This window comes from Synechococcus sp. PCC 7335 (genome assembly GCF_000155595.1).
GTDB lineage: Bacteria > Cyanobacteriota > Cyanobacteriia > Phormidesmidales > Phormidesmidaceae > Phormidesmis.
In genome coordinates this window covers 2,507,384-2,526,949 of sequence record NZ_DS989904.1, presented here as the reverse complement: position 1 = coordinate 2,526,949, position 19,566 = coordinate 2,507,384, and the positions used below count along the sequence as shown (strand labels likewise).

The 19,566-nt window shown below is 48.2% G+C and carries 16 protein-coding genes; 8 read left to right on the top strand and 8 right to left on the bottom strand.

The window, feature by feature from the left end:
- Position 1 precedes the first annotated feature (1 nt).
- The gene (clpS, locus tag S7335_RS10965) at positions 2–295 is read right to left on the bottom strand and encodes an ATP-dependent Clp protease adapter ClpS (protein WP_006456131.1); all 294 of its coding nucleotides are present in this window, start codon (positions 293–295) and stop codon (positions 2–4) included.
- A 311-nt stretch (positions 296–606) separates the two neighbouring features.
- Between clpS and S7335_RS10960 the strand changes: the two genes are divergently transcribed.
- The 4 genes from S7335_RS10960 to S7335_RS10945 all read left to right on the top strand — a co-directional run bounded on the left by S7335_RS10960 (position 607) and on the right by S7335_RS10945 (position 5,653).
- Positions 607–1,032, top strand: a complete 426-nt coding sequence (locus S7335_RS10960; protein WP_006454583.1) for a hypothetical protein — start codon at positions 607–609, stop codon at positions 1,030–1,032.
- A 556-nt stretch (positions 1,033–1,588) separates the two neighbouring features.
- Positions 1,589–1,912, top strand: a complete 324-nt coding sequence (locus S7335_RS10955) for an STAS domain-containing protein (protein WP_038016101.1) — start codon at positions 1,589–1,591, stop codon at positions 1,910–1,912.
- 133 nt (positions 1,913–2,045) lie between these two features.
- Positions 2,046–4,796, top strand: coding sequence for a TIGR03960 family B12-binding radical SAM protein (locus S7335_RS10950; protein ID WP_006457097.1), 2,751 nt, complete (start codon positions 2,046–2,048; stop codon positions 4,794–4,796).
- Between the two features lie 143 nt (positions 4,797–4,939).
- Complete coding sequence (locus S7335_RS10945) at positions 4,940–5,653, top strand: hypothetical protein (RefSeq protein ID WP_157620180.1); 714 nt, start codon at positions 4,940–4,942, stop codon at positions 5,651–5,653.
- A 249-nt stretch (positions 5,654–5,902) separates the two neighbouring features.
- Here S7335_RS10945 and S7335_RS10935 read toward each other — a convergent pair whose 3' ends face one another.
- The 5 genes from S7335_RS10935 to S7335_RS10915 form a co-directional block, all read right to left on the bottom strand.
- Entirely contained in the window at positions 5,903–7,243 is a 1,341-nt protein-coding gene (locus S7335_RS10935) for a four-carbon acid sugar kinase family protein (protein ID WP_006453998.1), read from the bottom strand.
- A 3-nt stretch (positions 7,244–7,246) separates the two neighbouring features.
- Positions 7,247–9,451: a hypothetical protein gene (locus S7335_RS10930; RefSeq protein ID WP_006453772.1), complete on the bottom strand. Its 2,205-nt coding sequence runs from the start codon at positions 9,449–9,451 to the stop codon at positions 7,247–7,249.
- Between the two features lie 136 nt (positions 9,452–9,587).
- Complete coding sequence (locus S7335_RS10925; protein ID WP_006455445.1) at positions 9,588–10,829, bottom strand: Zn-dependent hydrolase; 1,242 nt, start codon at positions 10,827–10,829, stop codon at positions 9,588–9,590.
- 87 nt (positions 10,830–10,916) lie between these two features.
- Positions 10,917–12,329, bottom strand: a complete 1,413-nt coding sequence (locus S7335_RS10920; protein WP_006456109.1) for a uracil-xanthine permease family protein — start codon at positions 12,327–12,329, stop codon at positions 10,917–10,919.
- Positions 12,330–12,583: 254 nt separating this feature from the next.
- Positions 12,584–12,790, bottom strand: a complete 207-nt coding sequence (locus S7335_RS10915) for a hypothetical protein (RefSeq protein ID WP_006455767.1) — start codon at positions 12,788–12,790, stop codon at positions 12,584–12,586.
- 156 nt (positions 12,791–12,946) lie between these two features.
- On the opposite strand from S7335_RS10915, the gene hpxO reads away from it, so the two are divergent.
- The gene (hpxO, locus tag S7335_RS10910; protein WP_006456147.1) at positions 12,947–14,110 is read left to right on the top strand and encodes an FAD-dependent urate hydroxylase HpxO; all 1,164 of its coding nucleotides are present in this window, start codon (positions 12,947–12,949) and stop codon (positions 14,108–14,110) included.
- 10 nt (positions 14,111–14,120) lie between these two features.
- On the top strand, positions 14,121–14,477 hold the full coding sequence (uraH, locus tag S7335_RS10905) for a hydroxyisourate hydrolase (protein ID WP_006453451.1): 357 nt from the start codon (positions 14,121–14,123) through the stop codon (positions 14,475–14,477).
- Between the two features lie 309 nt (positions 14,478–14,786).
- Here uraH and S7335_RS10895 read toward each other — a convergent pair whose 3' ends face one another.
- Together S7335_RS10895 and shc are read right to left on the bottom strand one after the other, a co-directional pair.
- On the bottom strand, positions 14,787–15,737 hold the full coding sequence (locus tag S7335_RS10895) for a LysR family transcriptional regulator (protein ID WP_006454195.1): 951 nt from the start codon (positions 15,735–15,737) through the stop codon (positions 14,787–14,789).
- A 54-nt stretch (positions 15,738–15,791) separates the two neighbouring features.
- Positions 15,792–17,753, bottom strand: a complete 1,962-nt coding sequence (shc, locus tag S7335_RS10890; RefSeq protein WP_006454298.1) for a squalene--hopene cyclase — start codon at positions 17,751–17,753, stop codon at positions 15,792–15,794.
- Between the two features lie 70 nt (positions 17,754–17,823).
- Between shc and S7335_RS10885 the strand changes: the two genes are divergently transcribed.
- Both S7335_RS10885 and S7335_RS10880 read left to right on the top strand, forming a co-directional pair.
- On the top strand, positions 17,824–19,011 hold the full coding sequence (locus tag S7335_RS10885; protein WP_006454585.1) for a glycosyltransferase: 1,188 nt from the start codon (positions 17,824–17,826) through the stop codon (positions 19,009–19,011).
- Between the two features lie 59 nt (positions 19,012–19,070).
- Complete coding sequence (locus S7335_RS10880) at positions 19,071–19,550, top strand: hypothetical protein (protein ID WP_006456015.1); 480 nt, start codon at positions 19,071–19,073, stop codon at positions 19,548–19,550.
- The last annotated feature ends 16 nt before the right edge of the window (positions 19,551–19,566 follow it).

Here is a 19,566-nt window from a genome sequence, read left to right as displayed (position 1 = left end):
TCTATTCTTCAGGTTCGATCGTACTGGTCAACCCCTTACCCTTGAGTCCCTCACAGTAAAACTCAGCATGTTCCATCTCGCAGACGATCACTAGACCGATCCCCGTATTGTGCGTCTGCATCATAATATCTATCGCTTGAGGTGCGGTGAGCGAAGGGACTGTTTCAATCAAGGCCTCTACCACATACTCCATGCTGTTGAAATCGTCGTTGTGCAAAAGCACCCGGTAACGAGGGGCAATTTTACGAACAGTTGAAACCGACGGTTTTTCGATTGTGCTAATAGAAGTAGACATATCATCCAATCTGAAACTTTGCTACTGAAACTTTGCCACTGAAGTAAAGCTGACTCTCATTATTGTGAGTGATCGCGCTAGAACCGCCCAGCAAAGAGAAAAATCTCCACAATTTGCTAGCTCTTTCTCTGCTACACAGATCTGAACTCAAGAGATGCGAGAGCACTTGTAAGATGGTAGTGTGTAGGTATTTCAAAAATATTAATATATCTTAGCCAAAGAAAATAAGTCGATACGAATTGAGATTAATACTTCACTTCGGTTCTTTGGTGAATCCTTTTAGATTGCATCCTTCAAACCCCCTTATTCTCATGAGCGTTGTTCCCTCTCAAATTCTCTACTTAGAGCATGGCTCATCTCGACTATATGTCGAAGCAATTCAGATTGTCAGTCAAAGGCGGCTGTGTTGGGCACGTCCTACACTCTTGATTCGAGGACTGCCAGAAGGTGCTACATCGGCTAAACGTCAAGATATGATCTCAGACGCAGTCCAATCTCCCGAACAGTCCAGTCTGAAACTATATGACCTAGAAGGTTGTCCAGATATAATTTGGCCGCTTACGCCCTTTCAACTCACCTACGATCTCGATTTTTTCTCGCTGATTGTTCAGCTCAAACTAACGCCAAATAGTGATACTCAGCATAGCAGTCGTCAGCTTAGCGAATTTATCCACAGCTTTTGGAAAACGCACACTGATATTTTCCGTTTCACTTCAGCCAGCGAGCTATCTTCGTGAACCATCGCTATCTGCCACAGCTTAATTTGTCATTTAATTTGTCATAGGGATCTCATCTGCCAAAAGGGTCTCTAGAGCGTTTGTAGCCAGTGAGACTGAAAATTCTGAAAATTCTAGGAAAACTAGCTTTAAGTAGTCTTACTGAAAACTTTAGAGGAACGGCAAAGTAGAACAAGATTCAGACAAATATACCATTGTCTTCTAGTCTGCTTGAGCCTAAGTCATTAAGTTAGTAGGCAGGTTCCAAAGTCTTAGGCTCAAAGTAAATAAGGAACAGGTAGATCAGGTGCTCAATGGCACCTTAGTCTCGATTAGCACTTAACTCCCTATTAATACTGAGGTCATTAGTACTGAGGTAGTGTACTTTGCTGACTGCTCTATTGGACATCTTTTGGTGTTCCGGTTTGAGTATCTAGCTATTGACAGGTGACTATGGTTTACCTACTTACTAGCGACCTAAGTACCAAGTAGCTCATTGTCAAAATCGTCAGTTCTGAGCCCACAAAAGTGGTTGCTTCGAGCCATTTAATCAAAGTCAATTGAGGAAAAGATAAAGATGTCCAGCCTGAATAGCCCTGTTACGGTTATCTGCCCAACTGGTGTACTTAATGCGGAGAGTGCACTTAGTTTGCAGCAACAGTTGACTGATGCAATGGCCTTAGATCATGCCAGCGAATTAGTTGTGGATATGAGTAAGGTAGAGTCAATGGATAATGCCGGACTCGTTTCGCTAATGGCTGCTCTTAACGAAGCTAAGCCTTTCTACGACCGTTTAAGTATCTACTCTGCGCCTCCTTCTATTCGCATTGTTCTAGAACTCACTCAGCTCGATCGTCTCTTTACCATGGTTGATCAAGAACCTGTACCTATGGCGGCATAGAATAAGTCGGTTTAGCAAGTTAGCAGTAGATCGCCAGATAACCGCTGGGGAAAAAGGTCAACTAGCGATATGGGGTTTGCAATACGGGGTTTGCGATATAGTTAAGGCCCTAGTATCTTTTGCTGTAACTGCTGTGCTTCCTGCATTCACCCCTATATCGTTCTCTGAGACTGTCACTGATCTACTCAAAGCTGATATTTCTCGTCCGGCTAGGTACTTGGGCAATGAACGAGGCGCTATCCATAAGTCTTGGTCTACGGCGGCGGTGCGATGGGTACTGACCTATCCAGAGATATATGAAGTAGGCGCGTCCAATCTAGGTCACATTATTCTGTACAGCATCTTGAATGCTCAGCCTCGGCAGCTCTGCGATCGCGCCTACCTTCCAGCACCAGATCTCACTCAGAAGCTGCGCGATCGCCAGATTCCACTGTTTGCTGTAGAATCTCGCCGCTCTCTCACAGATTTCGACATTCTCGGCTTTAGTCTCAGCTACGAGCTAGGCGCTACTAACATCCTTGAGATGCTTTCTCTAGCTCAAATACCGCTGACTTGGAAAGAGCGCGATCGCCTGCAATCCGATGGTCAGTGGAATGTAGCAGATGGTAGCTGGCCATTGATCTTTGCGGGCGGAGGAACGGCCACATCTAACCCCGAACCGTATGCCGATTTCTTTGATTTTATCGCCCTGGGCGATGGCGAAGAGCTATTGCCAGAAGTAGGGCTAGTGCTAGAAGAAGGCAAGGCTGCAGGACTTAGTCGTGAGGAGATTCTACTAGACTTAGCGCAGGTCCCGGGTGTCTATGTGCCTCGGTTTTACGACATGGTAACAGATGGCTCAGTGCATCCCAACCGACCGGATGTTCCTAATAGAATACTGCGCCGGGTCGCACCGCCGATGCCAGAGTATTCTATTGGGCTAGTTCCCTACGTAGAAACGGTTCATGATCGCCTAACGGTAGAGATTCGTCGGGGCTGCACTCGGGGCTGTCGCTTTTGTCAGCCCGGGATGCTGACCCGTCCGGCTAGAGACGTTCCGCCAGAGCAGGTCATCGATACCATCGAGAAAGGCATGCGCGAGACCGGGTATAACGAGTTCTCGCTACTATCTTTGAGCTGTTCGGACTACCTAGCGCTGCCTGCAGTCGGTTTGGAGATCAAGAATCGACTGCAGAATGACAATATCAACCTGTCGTTGCCCAGTCAGCGGGTTGACCGGTTTGACGAGAATATTGCCAATATCGTAGGCGGCCTGCGACAGACAGGACTGACCTTTGCGCCAGAAGCTGGTACACAGCGAATGCGCGATATTATCAATAAGGGGCTGACCAATGAGGAGCTGCTGCGCGGTGTAAAGACTGCCTACGAGCAGGGCTGGGAGCGCGTAAAGCTGTACTTTATGATTGGCTTACCAGGCGAGACGGACGTAGACGTGCTGGGTGTTGCCGAGACGGTACGATGGCTGCGTCGAGAGTGCTTTATTAAAGGCCGTCGGGCGCTAAAGTTCAATATCACGATCTCTAATCTAACTCCAAAGCCGCATACGCCGTTTCAGTGGCACTCGGTATCGACAGAAGAATTTAGGCGTAAGCAGGCGTTGCTAAAATCTGAGCTGGACGCTATTCGGGGTGTAAAGGCAAACTTTACCGACGTACGCATCTCGGCAATGGAGAATTTTGTGGGTCGCGGCGATCGCCGGCTCTCCTTAGTCGTTCGCCGGGCCTGGGAGCTAGGCGCTGGAATGGATGCCTGGTGGGAGAGTTTGGAGAATGCTTTCGGCGCTTGGACGCAGGCCATTGCAGAGGCAGGCCTAGACTGGCAGTATCGTCAGGTCGAAAGTGGCGAATGGAACCTAGATGAAAACATCGCCACGACAGAGGGTAAAGGTCAAGATGTCAGCGACGCGATGCTGGCCGTTCTTGAAAAACCGTTGCCATGGGATCATATCGATACTGGCATTGAGAAATCCTGGCTACAAGACGATCTCAAGCGGGCACTAGAAGCTGCGGTAGTTCCAGACTGCTCTTTTGAAGGCTGTTCTCATTGCGGTATCTGCGGTCCTGATTTTGGTCATAATATCGTCGTCCCTCCCCTAGAAATTCCGCAGTTCGTTGGTCATTTCCGGCCCAATCAGGACAGAGCCCAGCGGATTAGAATTCAAGCGGGCAAGCTAGGGGACATAGCGTTGATCGGCCATCTAGATTTTGCGCGGCTGATGGACCGGGCGATTCGGCGAGCTGCCTTGCCGATTGCGTTCACTGGTGGCTTTCATCCGGGGCCCCGCATTTCTTTAGCAAATGCACTGCCTTTGGGAATAACTAGCACAGGCGAGATCATTGATTTCGAACTGACAGAGCGAGTGGACCCAGCTGAATTTCAAGCGCGGCTACAGGCGCAGCTGCCTGTGGACGTGCCATTGTACGCAGTAGAGGAGGTTTCGTTACAGATGCCCTCTGCAACCAAAAGCTTAGCCCTGGCGGAATACTTACTCGCGATATCGGTTGAAGCGGTAGACAATTTGAATGACCCAGCAAACTGGCAAATGTGGATAGCACAAGTGCTAGGAGCTGAGGAAATTATGCAGACAAAGACAACTAAATCAGGAAAGACCAAGCAGGTAAATTTGCGATCGCATCTCTACGAGCTTGAAATTGTAGAACCTGCTTTGCTGACATCATTACCAAACAGCGCTCAACAGAAACTAACGGCTACTGGTCAGGTTACTGTGCGCTACGTAGGCAGCTGTCGAAACGACGGCACTTTACTACGCCCGAAAGGAATTGTCACGATGATGGAGTCGGTGAGTGCTCAGTCCTTGGTCCTTGGTCATATTCACCGATCTCAGCTGATCTTGAACCTACCAGTTTTATCTAAACCTATCTAGAGTCAAGCTAATCTAATTAGAACAGCTCAGAAAACACAATGGAGGATGTACCGGAGTGGCTTAAAAGAAAGCACAAGCGCTTAGCTAGCATACTGCTAGGTGTAATTAGCTGCGCTCTCGTAATATCTACTAGGGCCTCTGCTATGGCTTTCGTTGAACCTCATTCAGAAACTTTCTATAAACCTTTCCATGAACATCCAAATATTCTTACTCGGTCTTCTATAGCCCAACTCGAACCGGATGGAATTCCTACTGTCCCAGATAATCTTCCTACTGTTCCTGATAGTTATTTAGATCCGCCTCAGGGGGTTGCGCCGATAGGAGGCTTAAGCGCAGAGCTAGCAGAACTACAATCTAGACTAGCTAATATGCAAGCGCTTCCTCTCTTTCTTCCAAAGGATCGAGGAGAGTTGATTTCTGCTAGTACCCGACTCTCGGATACTCAGCTTAGCGAGCCATCCTTCGCCTGGATAGAAGATCAGCTCAATGAACGCTATGGTCCTAATAAGAGAGGCCAAAACGAAGCCGCAATTACACAGTGGAGTACCTACAGAACAAACGATGGGCTCAGATACGTAGACGTCATCATCGATGCTGGTTTATGGTCTCAGTTCACTTACTTTGATCGCTATGCGTTTGTTCGGCAATTTGGCTCAGCAGCAATTGTCGAAGGCTATCAGCTCAGAGTCTTTCATACCGAAGATGTGGATAACTATATCGAGGCGTTAGCACTAGAAGAAAACGGACGCGATCCTTCGATTGTTCGTCCTGTTTTCTTACGTGGTAGCTACTTCTGTAAGGAGTTAAGTTCTGAATCAGCAGAGCCATACATATGTGAGCTGATTGTTTCTAGATAGAGATCTTCGAGATAGAAAGTTTTTAGATAGAAATCATTTCAGTGAAGTTACCAGAAGAACAAGTTCCCAAGGCCTTCTACCCAAGGTCTTCTAACGGAGTATCCATACCACAAGAAAGGAACAACGTTGATGACTATAGCGTCTTTAAACGCATCCATGAAACGCTAGTCACTCAGCCTGTTGTTTTAAAAGACTTTCAGCTAAAAACTGCGACTTCAGCCAAGTGACAAACATTGTCATTCGCCAGTACTATTTTATGTTAGCCAATCGTTTGTAAGCTAGCGCTAAAGCAGAATCATCACCTACATTGCCAGGAAAAACAACAACTGGCAAATCAACAAACTCAGGATGGTCCGCAGGCGTTATCACCACAGACACACCTGGAATTACTTGCCCAAGTAGTTTAGCAGAGGTCAACTCTAGACCTTTGCTCAGCGTGTTATTTGAAGTGATCCCACCTTTACTAATTAAAAAGCCAATATCCCTTGGCAAAGCCTGAACTACCTCCACAAGTAGGGCTGAAATTTCATCGCCGAAGGCCAGCCGAGTCTGCGGATTATCAAAAGTCAGCTCTGTTCGGCTAGTGTAGATAACGGGCGTCTTACCTTGAGCGTGAGCGTCTTCTATCTCTTTAAGAAGAGAACTCAACAGCTGCTGGTGTCCCGTATCTGGATTATCTCTTAGCTGTAACACATCCACTTCTACACCTACCGTATTGGGCGCATCTAGAAGGGCCTCTAGCTGACGAGTTGTTTTTTTGACATGAGAGCCGACGACAACTGCGCCCGCTAAGGAATGGGTGAGCTGATACATCTGTTCAGGCGCAGTAGGCTGCGGGGGTAAATTCGCCAGAGAGGTCAGCAGACTAGCGGCACTACGGAACAAAAACTTTTTGCCTTGAGCAGCAGCGGCAAGTAGATCTTTAGCGAATTTATCTAAGTCGCTTTGCGTTTCTCCATCGACTGCCACGCATCGATTTCCTTTCAGCATGAGCAGTCTATCTAAGCTGCCCCGACGAATATCTTTTAAGGTGAACTGCTCTACTTCACTAGCCGGTATTCTACCCTTTGTTTTTTCTTCTACATAGTCGGGTAGGTAGCTAGTGCTATAGCCAAACACAGAGTCTTTAGCAAATTCTGTATCATGGGTAGGAACCCGCTGACCATTGGACTCAATATAGTGAGTACCCTCTACAGTTACTCTACCCGCTTCGAAGAAAGTCGGTGTAAGAAAGTGTGCATCAAAGGGGCCTAGATGCTCTGCAATAACGTCGGTTTCGACTGGATAATGTCCCCGTAAGGTAGAGTCTGATCGACTAACCAGTAGGAAATTAGTGGTGTTGGTTTTAGTAAGGGCCTGCTTGAGATTGTCACAAACCTCGGCCGTGACAGCAGCAGCGGTTTCTGGCGTGAGCGATCGCGTATTCGTCAGCACAAAGAAGATCGGCGACTCATCCTCTAATCCCGTTAGCAGCGTTTCCACATCCCACTTCAGCAGCAGCAGACAGCTGTGCACCGTCTGCGAACCCGTCGGATCGTCATCTAGAACAATTATCTTTGGCTGATCTTGATTCGTTGTATCTTCTGCCATGACCTAAGCCTCCAAGAGAGCTTGTGCTCGTTGAGCTAGAGCATTCGCCGTTAGACCATTTAGGGAAAAGAGCTGACGGGCACTCGCAGCCGTCTCTCCGCGCTTCCAAGAGAATACGTCACGTGGTGCGTTGCTTCTGAGCATGAGCGGCTCTACCATCGCGCTCGATCCGCCAGTTACGCCAATCAGTGCATCCCCGTCAAACAGTTCTTCAAACTCTGCATCGCTCAAAAAACCTCCATCAGCCTGAGCACAGCTCTCCCAAGCGACATCGCTAGGGCGATACAGCCTTCTTGGGTTGACAATGCTGATGACTTTACTGCCAATGCCGCGTTCGTTTAATGCTGTTACGGCTTCTAAAACAGGAATTAGCATCATATCGCCAACCACGCCAAAGACAACTGTTCTTTCTCCGGGTGTTTCTTGTAGCTCAATTGCACCTTTTTCTAAGGCAGTGCGAGTTTGATCAAAGGTGGTGCGAATGGGTAAAGGAGATTTGCTAGCGGTAATAGGAATGCCTTTGTTCTTAGTTGTCACAGCCCAGTCATAGCAAACCTGAATGCTGTTGGCATCAATCGGAAATAGCGGAAAGATATTTCCATTCTTCATCATTGCTGCAAAGTAATTCTCGATCTCTGGCCGTTGATGAGTCCAGCCGTTGCGTCCTTGCTCTAATGAGCCAGCAGTAAACAAGCAAATCGTAGACGGCGTTGGTCTACGCAATTCGGCCATTGCCTGAGTTGTTGTCTGCCAAATCGGTAGGCCGTTGATTGCAAAAGATTCGTAAGAACACCACAGGCTACGGGCACCCATCAAAGCCTGAGCTGCCGCTAGCCCAGCGCAGGCGTCTTCACTGAGCGGCTCGTAAACCTGACCCTTTGGCCCCTGAAAATAAGTGTCGTCTGTTGTCGGATGAATAATCTTCAGCGCCTGGTTAATATTGTTGATACCAGAAGCCGCGTTACCATCAGCGTTAGTAACAACAAAGTTTGGATCTTGTTGACCAACATGGGCAACCAAGGTGCCCATCGCTGTCGTAGCAACCTGCTTGTTATCCTCTCCTAGATCAAATTCACTCAGTGGAAGCGAGCCTAAATCAGATAGCGGCAGCTCAGATTCAGTGACAGCAGTTTTAGCGGCAGGTCCACCATGAGAGCGAGAGAAGTTCTCTCTAACTAGTGCCCAGCCCTCAGGGGGCAGCGCTCTTGCTTTCAAAGCACTGACGATATAATCTTTGTCCAAGCTATCACCAGCGTACAGGTTGTGAGACTGTGAGCCTCTTTTGTGAACGCCTGCCCCTTTTAGCTGCTTTACGATCAAAACGGTTTGGGTACCGCCTAGCGCCGACTTCGCCGCTGCGTCCGTAGCTTCTAGAATCGCTTGGGTAAAGACGGTGCGCTGCTTGTCAGAAAAGTTGGTGCTATCTACATAAGCACCCTCTTGGTTGGCATCATCGTACGCTTTAGCATCAACTAGGATGACTTTGGCAAAGCCATTTCCTTCCCAAAAGGCAATCATCTGCTCGTTTGTGTAGGTCGAGACAATGCTGTGGTGCTCTTGGGAAAAGCCGTTCCAAACTAGGATTGGTAGGTAGTTCGTGATATTTGGATAGATGGTGTTGAAATGGCCAAAGCTGCTCATAATGTAAGGTTCACCTAAGCCTCCATCTCCAATAGTGACTGGAAAGAGCTGATCGGGATGAAGTTTGGCCGCAGCCATCGCGAAGTGCTGACCCTGACCAAGTGGACCTGCCGGACTGAGCAACCCCGGAATCTGACCGGAGAGGTGACCGAGCAAGCCGTGAGTTTCTCGAAAGCGATCGCCCATTTGCTGAACGGTCTTAATCCCCATTTGTTCTAAAGACGTATCTAGAAAAACGGTGCTGTAGAAGCCAGGGGCATGGTGACCGACTTCGGTGATTAGGTTTTTGTAGCCCAACATGATCAGTGAAGCAATCACATCGGCGATGCTGGCAAAGCCACCAGGGTGACCAGACTGCTTGCTAGCGGTGGTGTGCAGTGTCAGATAGCGCAGAGCATCGGCAGCTAAGCGGGTTTGGTAAACGGCAGCAGGATCTGTAGGGGAGGCGATCGCCTGCTGATCGGGGGCGATCACCGCTGTTTTTCCATATTGCTCAAAATCAGGGGTGGAAGATCCGAAATGTTGGATGCCTTCACAGAAATTGGGGATAGAAACAGCTACCGTCATGAGAACGTCCTTGACCTACACAGCTATGATACCGGTCAGCACACCGGCTGGAGAAAGAGAAAACTCTATGTTTTTCTAGCTTCTGTATAGACTATTAAGGTTGGTTCATCTGTCTCACTCGCTTTATCAGCAGAGCCTATCGGTAGAGCTGATCGAGCTTTAATAGCGATCGCAGCAAGACATTAGCGCCTTTAATACATTGTTCTGGCGACGTATATTCATCACCCGAATGGCTAATGCCCTCTTTACTGGGCACAAAGATCATGCCCATATCGGTAAAGCGCCCAATCTCTTGAGCGTCATGACTAGCACGGCTAGGAAGATGGGTATAGCTCAAGTCCAGTTCTTTGCAGCTTTCTACAATAATGGCCTGCACCTTGTCTGCAGCCAGCGTCGGCTCTACCTGTAGCTCGGGTCGAATGCGAATGCGGGTACGAGTTGCCACTGCAACAGTTTCGATCTTGCGACGCAGTTGTTCACTCATATGAGTAATCACATCTTGAGATAGATCCCGCATATCTAGGCTCAGTTTGACTGAACCGGGCACCGTATTGATCGAATTTGGCCAGATCTCAAGCGTGCCGACCGTCGCTACTGGGTCACCCGGAAAATGCTTGGCAATATCTTCAATCGCCAAAATCAAATGAGAAGCCGTAGTCAGCGCATCGCGGCGCATATTCATCGGCGTAGTCCCAGCGTGGTTAGTGCGGCCCTCAATTGTGATTCGATATCGCTGCTGACCGACGATTCCTTCGACAACTCCAATCTCGCATTCTACCGCCTCTAATATGCCGCCTTGCTCTACGTGCAGTTCCACAAAGCAGGCAATATCTTCGCGAGAGCGACGAGCAGATTGAAGATTGTTCCAATCACCGCCTGCTCTTTCTAAACAGGACTGAATAGGCTCATTATCGACTGTGTCATAACGATCGGGGTCTGTCACTGCTGTGCCGGCGATCGCCTTAGCACCGATCATGGTCCGCTCTTCATCGGCAAAGGCAATCACCTCAAAAGGATGGAAGAGCTGGAGGTCATTCTCGGCTAGTACTCGCACCACTTCTAAGCCAGCAATCACCCCGAGCGAACCGTCAAAGCGACCACCAGAAAACACCGTATCGATATGGGAGCCAGTCGCTAAGACTCTTGCTTCAGGATCTTGTCCCGGATAGCGCCCAATCACATTACCACCCGCATCAATTCGTACTGACATTCCGGCCGCCTCCATCCAGTCAGATAGCTGCTGCCTAGCCGCTAGATCTTCAGGAGAAAATGCTAGACGTCTGATAGTATTGTCGGCCTGTTTACCAATGCTAGCTAGGTCTTCGAGCGTCTGGTTGAGGCGATCGCCATTCACCGTCAGAGATAGCGTTTTAGTCATATTAGGGTTGAGCCAATTTTTGGACCGGATGAATCTTCGTGACTCATTCTATTGCGATACTCGCTATATCTCACAGCCTAGAAACGGTTATCGACGCTCACCAGGTAGAAGAATATTGAGCACCAGGGCGCAAATTCCACCGGTTGAGATGCCAGAAGCAAAGATATTTTGCGCCAAGGGCGGCAGACCCACTAGAAAGTCTGGATCAAAGGTTACGCCTAGCCCTAGACCAAGAGAAGTCGCCAGAATTAAAGTCTCTCGTCTGCCTAGCTCAATCGTAGAGATGATTTTCATTCCGGCTGCGGCTACGCTGCCAAACATCAAAATTGTGGCACCGCCTAGCACAGGCTGCGGAATCGCCTGTAACACGCCGCCGACAATTGGGAACAAACCTAACAAAGCAAAAATAGCTGCGATGAAGTAGCCAACGTAGCGGCTGCCGATGCCCGTGAGCTGAATGACGCCGTTGTTTTGACTAAAGGTGGTGTTAGGAAAGCAGTTGAATGCACCTGCGATCGCAGAGTTAATCCCATCGCCTAGCACACCGCCACGAATTCGATTGAAGTAAACCTTTCCCTTGATGGGCTGTCCCGTTACTACAGAGGTAGCTGTCAAATCACCAATCGATTCAATCGTAGTGATCAAATAGAGAAAAGCGAATGGAATAAAGGCGGCAAAGTCAAATCCAAAGCCATAGCGAAAAGGCTGAGGTAGCGCAAACAAAGATAGAGATCCTAGGCTACTAAGATCAACAATGCCTAAGAAGATGCCAAGAATGTAGCCAACAATCAAACCAATGGCGATAGAAGCCATCCGCAAAAAAGTGTTGCTACTACTGTTAAGAATAAGGATAATAGCGAGCACAAACAAAGAGAGAAAGATATTCTGAGCGCTGCCAAACGTCTCATTGTTCTTAGCTAGTGCGCCGCCGCCCATAGCTAATATGCCAGCGTTAGTCAGCGTTAAACCGATCAGCATGACCACTGTGCCAGTGACTAGCGGCGTAATAATTCGGCTAATAACCTCTAAGAACTGACTGAAGATCATTTCAATAAACGCGCCGACAAAGCACAGTCCAAAGATGAGTCCTAGAGCTTCGGTCGGCGTTGCCCCCCCTGCTGTTGCCGCTAGCCCAGCGCCGATAATCGGTCCGATAAAAGCAAAGCTCGTTCCTTGAATACTCAGCAAACCAGAGCCAACAGGTCCGATCTTCTTTGCCTGAATAAAGGTGGCAATGCCTGAGATAAATAGAGACATACTAATGATGTAGGCTCTATCTTCTGGGGGTAGGTCCAGAGCGCCCCCGATGATTAGAGAGGGTGTGATGATACCAATAAAGCTGGCTAAAACGTGCTGAACGGCGGCAAAGATTGCCTCCCTAAGCGGCGGTCTATCTTCTAAGCCGTAGATTAAGTCTGTTGGGACTGCAATTACGGGTGCGGGTGGCAAATCAGCGACAGTCTCATCTGGAGTTTCGACAAATCTGTTAGGTTGGCTCATTAGATACCTTTCCTGCTTTCCCAGGCTAATCTACCTAGTGCATTCGCTCAGCAAAATGAATTAGGTAAAGCGCCGACTACAGGACCATTATGAGGAAAACGCAAAACCGAAACGTGACAGAAGATACATAATGCTGCAGAAGAAATAGGGAAGTAACGGTGCTGATTGCCTTCGCAAAGAGCAGTTTTATCTGCCGTTAGAGAAAATGAAGTACAAAAAACGCATGCACCGCTCTACCAAACGCCTGAAAAGAACTAAATCACCTGTGGCTCAGGTCCCCTATCGATAGTAGTATTACCGGGAACTGCCGCGTTTTGGTCTTCTTCAAAATGCTCTTCAATCTGTTTATGGCTACCGCCGCCTGCCACCTCTTCTAGCTGCTCGTCTGTGAGCGTAACTTCTGTCTTAGGCTGCTCGTCTGCTGGATTTAGTTGTTCAGCGATTGCTTTATTCTCTTCCATGATCACCTTGCAAAAATTAGCTCACGTAAAATTAGCTTACTTTAGGTATCTATGCATGCGGACAATCTATCCGCTCTCATTCAAGATAATTAAAATACAGTACAAACATTGCAGTCTGTTTACTTCTTTTTACTTTACGGAGTCTGATATTTTCATATGGAAAATCTGAAGGTTGTTGTGGTCGGTGCAGGCATGGGGGGGTTAACAAGTGCGATCGCAATGCAAAGGGCTGGCTATGAGGTAGAAATCTATGATCGGGTCAAAGAATTGCGTCCAGCAGGCGCTGGAATCTCGCTGTGGTCCAACGGAGTCAAGGTACTCAATCGGCTGGGGCTAGGGCCAGAGATTTCCCGGATAGGGGGACCAATGAAGCAGATGGCTTACTATGCCAAATCGGGCAAATTGCTCACCAGGTTTAGTCTATCGCCGTTGATAGAAGAGGTAGGTCAGCCACCTTACCCAGTCTCTAGAACAGACTTGCAGATGATGCTGCTAAAAGCAGTGGGTGAAGAGAATGTACAGCTAAACAAACGCTGCGTTGCAGTAGAACAAACCGCTGACGGGGCAACGGCTATCTTTGAAGATGGGCACAAAGCGATCGCTGACATTGTGGTCGGTGCGGATGGCACCCATTCTATTATTCGCACCCACGTATTGGGCCATCCGTCTGAACGGCGATATGTGGGCTATGTAAACTGGAACGGGCTAGTCCCTGCCAGTGAGGACCTCGCCCCGCTCGATAGCTGGGATATCTATGTAGGCAACGGTCAGCGGGCTTCTGTAATGCCAGTAGGGAGCGATCGCTTCTATTTCTTTTTTGATGTGCCCTTACCAAAGGGGACTGAAAGAGAGCCCAACCGCTTTAAACAAGAACTATCCAAACACTTCGAAGGCTGGGCTGAACCCGTACAAAATCTGATTCAACAACTTGATCCTGACAAGACCAACCGAGTGGAAATTCACGATATCGAACCTTTGGAGGCACTCGTCAAAGGTCGGGTGGCGCTCATTGGTGATGCAGCTCACAGCACCTCACCAGATCTAGGTCAAGGCGGCTGTCAGGCAATGGAAGATGCTTGGGCACTGGCCAACTGTTTGTTAACAACTAACTTGAGCGTAGAAGATGCGCTAATGCGCTACGAAGCGAGCCGAAAGGAGAGAGTCGCAGGAATTGTCTTAGGCGCTAGGAAGCGATCTAATATGACACATGCGAAAGAACCTGAGAAAACAGAGCAGTGGTACGCTGAGCTTGCTCAAGAAGATGGCAAAAAGATTATGGATGCAATTTCTAGAACGATTCTAGCAGGACCTATGGGGTAAACAAAGCGTTATGGAAGGTAAACTCACTACCCACGTACTAGATACTGCAAACGGCTGTCCGGCAGCAGGCATGACGATAGAGTTATGGAAATTAGAAGAGAACAGATATCAAAAAGTCTCTAGTCACACGACTAACGCGGATGGTCGAACAGACAGTCCTTTGTTGATAGCTGAAGCAATGATAACGGGCAACTATGAGCTGCTATTCATGGCAGGAGATTACTTTGCTCAGCAAACGGATGTCTTACCTACTCCCCCCTTTCTAGATATTATTCCCATTCGATTTGGAATTGCCGAGGCGACGAGCCACTATCATGTACCGTTGCTGGCATCGCCTTGGTCTTACAGTACTTACCGAGGTAGTTAGTAGTAGGTGATAGCGTGTGGTGCTACCATCTAAGCTTCTTATGGATAAGACAACGACAGCTTTTGGTATATTCCAATACAGTTTCCTATAATTGTGGCGTAGGTCATTAGGCTGGCTTTGCAGCTTTCACGCGATGAAACAAACTTTCTTAAAAAATATAAAATCTAATAGTTGGTCGAATACTCAACTAGTGCATCTTTCCAAGAGTTTAGAACAAGCTTACGGAGCGGGCAAAACTAGCGCTTCCTTGAAAAAGGATGGCAAAGGCTGGCACCATCAACAGCTACTAGATATGTCGGCAGCAATGGCTCATCCCTTCATATAAAGGGGTTGGGTTTTATGAGTTGTCTGGGTCGCGACATTACTGGTAGCAATCTCTTTTAACGTTTCGAGTAGGGCGTAGACCGGTGGAGGCTGTAATGTCTCTGTGGCGATCGCCACCCCAATCATTCTCATCAAAGGTTCAGGCAAAGAGAAAACCTGAACCGCTTCAGGAATAGGCTCAGCTGCTAGCTTCGGTAGGATAGTGCCACCTAGTCCCTGTTCTACTAGATTGACAATAGCAGCATCCGTTTCGACTTCATTAACAACATTTAGCCAGTAGCCCAGTGCATTAATATGTTCGTACACTGGGCGCATCGCCGGATAATCTATCGGCGACATGATCAAAGGTTGCTCAGATAGTTCGCGCCAGGTAAGACTGTTGCCTTCAAGGTGAGTATCGGGTGATAAAAGAACAACAAACTCGTCCTGTAGCAGCTCCCAAGCGGTGAGTCCCTCCCCAGCCGGCATTAACACAATTCCAATATCTGCTCGACCTTCTTTGAGTGCTTGCTCAACGGCTTTGTTAGTGTCGTGTTCAGTTAAGCTGATCGTAATTCCTGGCAGCTTTTGATGAAACGTTTTAATTGCTTTAGGTAAGATATGAGTCGAAATACTGCGAAAGCTCGCAATACGGACCTGGCCTTTCTCTAATCCTTTAGCAGCGGCCGCTTCTTGCAGTATCGCATCTGTGCTGTTGGTAATAGTCTTGGCATGCATAAGAATGCGATCGCCAACTGGCGTAAGGATTGCTCCATGCCTTCCTCGATTAAATAGAACAATGCCTAGGTAGTTCTCAAGCGAGGCGATCGCATGACTTACCGCCGACTGAGAAATCCCTAGACTCAGCGCTGCTTCACTAAAGTTTCCATACTCAGCTACTGCTACTAAGATCTGTAGCTGCGATAGTTTAACCCTGTTTTGAGCATTGCTTTTCATCCCATCATTATATCCGGCATAAATCTGAGAATCTGTGAAGCAAAGTCGCGAACGTTATATTCCTGCGCTTGAATTGATCACCCGCTGATATCGACCCAAAGCCATCAGTGGAAAATAATGGCAGTACAGCCGATAGCGTAGGTAGAAGTGCTGAGGAAAGCCAGTGCCAGTAAACGATTCCTCTTGCCAGGTGCCTTCTGATTGCGTGCTTACTAGATACTGTATGCCTCTATCCACAGCAATCTTAGCAGCTGGATCTAAGCAAAAGCTAACATCCAGCAGCCCTAAAAGAGCCCAAGCGGTTTGTGAGGCAGTGCTAATGCCCTTTCCTTTCAAGCTTTTATCTTTGTAGCTTTCACAGGTCTCGCCCCAGCCGCCATCTGCATTTTGCACACTGACAAACCACGCGATACCGCGCTCTATTTGAATGCGACAGCGCTCGGGTGCAATCAGCGCCAAAGCGGACAGCGCTTGTCCAGTGCCATAGATATAATTAACGCCCCAACGACCAAACCAGCTGCCATCTAGCTCCTGCTCTTTGATTAGATAGTTGAGTCCCCTAGAGAGACGATAGGGACTTAGATCTGCTGCATAGCTATTGGCTAGATCTAAGTCAGCAGCGAATCGACCGTGCATCTCTAACACTCGGCCAGTAATATCAGCCGTGCTTGGATCGATCATGGCTCGCAAGTCGCCGTAGGGGATATCGTTGAGCCAGTCTTGGTCGTTATTGATATCAAAGGCTGCCCACCCCCCGGTTTTGCACTGCATAGTGGCAATCCAACGAACAGCTCGGGCGATCGCTCGTCTCTTTAGCGGTTCATTGGGTAGCGTAATGTCTTGCAGCGCCATTGCCACTACCGCCGTATCATCGACATCAGGATAGAAGCTGTTCTCAAACTCAAACGCCCAGCCTCCGGGCTGACCCTGAGGATTTTTGACGGACCAATCACCATAGCTCAAAATCTGTTTGTCAAGGAGCCATTCGCCTGCTTTCACCAAAGCCGGATGGTTGGGTGAAAGTCCAGAATCAGTGAGCGATCGCACTGCTAGACCGGTATCCCAAACTGGTGAGATACAAGGCTGCGCCCAGCATTCTGTCTCAGATTCCACCATGAAGTTATCAATGGCCTGAAATCCACGACGCACCACCGGATCGCTGACACTATAGCCTAGCGCTCGCAGCGCCAGCATCGAATTTAGCATAGCCGGAATGATACCGCCCCAATCCCCAGACGGTTCCTGTCGTTCTAGAACCCACTTTTCCGCTTTGCGAATACTTTCTTCTCTAAAAGGAACAAGATCAACAGATTCAGCTAGCTTAAAGGCTTTATCCAACCATAGGAAAGCATCACTCCAGTCTCCTTTCTCTTCGAGTTCCCAACGAACATTCTCTGCACTTTCTGTGAAGAGTTCATCGAGAGTGGGGCTAGGTTGCAGGGGGTAAACAGGCTTTTTGTCGAAGACAATCAGCAGTGGTACCGTACTTCCTCTTGCCCAGCTAGACAGCTCATAAATGCTAAACGGGAACGGCGACTCTAACTGCATCACCCAGGCTGGCAAAGAAGGGAGTCCTTGCCAACGATAGCAACCAATCAGGGCTAGATGAAACTTAGTGAAAATACGAGTCTTGCTAACACCGCCTCGATGCAAGATAAATTGCTTTGCTTTGACTAGGGCCGGATCGCTAGCGGGTACCCCTAACAACCTCAGTCCCATGTACGCTTCAACAGAAGTACTCAGCTCGCCTCCATCATTCCAATAAAGCTCCCACCCGCCGTGCGTTTTTTGCTGAGCGCGAAGGTAGTTTTCTAGTTTGGCTAAGGGCTGGCTGTCTAAAGTCCCCCATATCTTATGTAGTAGGACAACTTCGGCGGTGATACTAGCATTCGATTCGAGATTGGCCCACCAATAGCCTTCTGGGTTTTGGATGGAAAGCAGATGTTGCTGAGCTGCCACGACGGATTGAGTCAGCGTCTGTGAAAGACGATCTGTTTGTAGAGCTGAGATTGACATGCTTTAGGATTTTGTTGACATCGCCGGAGGCGGCATTGAGATAGCATAGTGCAAATTCTTCAACGATAAAATGGAAACTGCTTTCTTCTGGTCGACTACTCTAGCTGTAATTATTTGGGTAGTGCTACTACTGCTATGGGGACAGTTTTGGCGAGCAGACCAACAGCTTAGTCGCGAAACGTCATCAATCAATGACCTACAGGGGATGTGGCCTTCGGTCGCAGTCGTAATCCCGGCTAGGAATGAGGCGGCTTTGATCGAGAAAGTAGTGCGATCGCATCTCACCCAAACCTACCCTGGAACACTTTCCATTCTGCTGATCGACGACAAAAGTACGGACAAAACTGCTCAAATTGCAATTCAAACCGCACAGAAGCTAGATAGAACAGAAATTCTCACCGTTCTTTCAGGAACAGCTTTACCGACTGGCTGGACGGGCAAACTATGGGCATTAGAACAGGGCTTTCAATACTTAAGGCGGCAATCAAATCAACCAGATTATGTCCTATTTACCGATGCCGATATTGAACATTCATCTGATAATTTGCAGCGGCTAGTCACGAAGGCAGAATCTGAAAAGCTAGACCTAGTTTCTTTGATGGTGCAGCTACGAACTCAAAGTTTCTGGGAAGACCTGTTGATTCCTGCTTTTATCTTCTTCTTTCAGCTACTCTACCCGTTTCCATGGGTGAACAATCCTCAGAAGAAAACAGCCGCAGCAGCAGGAGGATGTGTCCTATTACGGTTCGACGCACTTTCAAGAATTAACGGTTTACAGGTCATTCGAAAAGCGCTGATTGATGACTGTGCGCTAGGCGCAGCGGTAAAAAAGAACGGCCCTATCTGGCTAGGTCTAAGCAACGAAGTAAAAAGTCTCCGCCCCTATCCTAGCCTGGAAAGCCTGTGGCAGATGGTAGCGCGAAGTGCCTATACACAATTGCACTACTCTCCTTTTTTGTTAGTAGGAACAGTTATTGGCATGGCGTTGGTGTACTGGGGGCCACCGTTGGGATTTTTGGTGGGTTTGGTAGTAGGCTCTAGAGTGATCGCGCTCTTAGGCTTACTCGGTTGGCTAATGATGGCGTTTGCTTACTGGCCAACGCTACGCTTATACAAAAGACCCGCCTGGATGGCATTTTTACTGCCTATCATCGCACTGCTCTATACGCTGATGACAATAGATTCGGCGCTGCAATACTGGACCGGTAAGGGTAGCGAATGGAAAGGGCGAATGTATAGCGATAGTCGTGTTAGCTAGCAAAGGCAACTATGGATCGGGACAACTATGGGTTGAGGTAACTATGGATTGGGGTAACTATGGATTGGCTTGAGATCAGCGCCCAACTTTCGCAAATTGCCGGCGTTATCTCCGTTATCTTTGCGGCGCTTTCTATTCGCTCCAACACTAAACTTAGCAAGAGGCAATGGAACGTCGATACGTTCAATCTCTACTTTGAGCGGCATCAGAATGCGGTAGATAGCTTTCCTCACAATGCCTTCTACAACCGCTTTGACGACGATAAACTGCCACCTCGCACCCCCGAACTCACCGCCGCTGTTCGCCGGTACTTATTTGTTATCCAAGCTGTAGACTATCTTGCTTATCAGGAATATCTCGATGATTCTATCTGGGACGTTTGGCGTAAAGACATGCAAAGAACATTAGGCTGCCAACTTATCTACCGAGAGTGGCCAGAGCTAAAACAAGACTTTATCGACTTTGAATCGTTTACTCAGTTTGTTGAACAGGCATTCAAGAATGCGCAAAAGGGAGACAGCAACGCTGACTCCCCTTAGTTATCGCTAGTACTAG